This is a genomic window from Paracidovorax sp. (genome assembly GCF_057642795.1).
Genome location: NZ_JBXYZY010000024.1, coordinates 1 through 1006, shown reverse-complemented (window position 1 = coordinate 1006; position 1006 = coordinate 1). Strand labels below are relative to the sequence as shown.

The following is a 1006-nucleotide window of genomic DNA, read 5'->3' as shown; positions in this document are numbered from 1 at the left end:
GACTGCAGGGCGCCAAAGCTGGCTCGCTGGCCGTTCACTGCCGCCAGGGCCGAATCAATGATCTTGAGTGCCTTGGTGGAGCCATCTACGGTGGACACATCGATTTGATTGACGGAATTCAAAGTAGACGCAGACGACGTACCGGGAAACACATCGACTGCCGGGCCGGTCGCGGCCGTTGCGACGGCTGTACTGAAACCCTTGTCCGACGATAGCTGGACAGTTCCAGTGGTGGTTACACCACGGTTGACCGCTACTGCGGCGGACGCTGTATCGAAGGTTCCATCGCCTTTAGAAGCAGCCATAGTGAAAGTGTTGGCAGCTTTGTTGAAAATGCGAATGTTGTCCCCTGCTTCATTGATCAGAGTAACTTTGCCGTTTTCCAATTTTGCCGTCACGCCGGTTTGCGAAGACACGTCGTTGATTGCCTTGACCGCCTCATTAAGGCTGCCATCTGCAGGAACGCTGAACGTCACGTTGGCTGCAGTCGAATTGCTTCCGGTCAGGGCAAGCGAATAGGATCCGCTAGAAAAGTTATCCAGCTGGGAAACGTTCCGCGCCGACGCAGAGACGCCCGTCTTGTCTGATACCAGGTTCACTTTCGCTGCAACTGTGGCAGCGCTATCGTTACCGCCAAAGTTCACATTCGCTGTTTCCAAACCATTGATGGCCACCGAAGTTCCGATGGACGGTTTGATTTCGGTGTTATCGGCAGTATCGATAACAGCCTGACCTTTGGACTGCAACAACTGTGCGCCGTATGTATTCGTACGGAAGTTGCCCGTGGTGGCGGTGATCGTCTGATTGGCGTTGGCGCCGACTTGGAAGGTGGCTGAGCCGAAGGAGCCATCCAGCAGCTTCTGGCCGTTGAATTCGGTGGTGGTCGAGATGCGGTCGAGTTCGGAAAGCAGCTGTCCGACTTCGGCCTGAATGGCCTTGCGGTCACCAGCGCTGTTGGTGGCATTGGCCGACTGCACGGACAGTTCGCGCACCCGCTGCAGGATGT

General features: G+C 56.0%; 1 protein-coding gene. It reads right to left on the bottom strand.

All coding sequences use genetic code 11. From position 1 onward, the window contains the following. The coding region (locus AC3A84_RS09380; RefSeq protein ID WP_487969354.1) for a flagellin N-terminal helical domain-containing protein at nt 1–1006 on the bottom strand (1006 nt) is incomplete at both ends.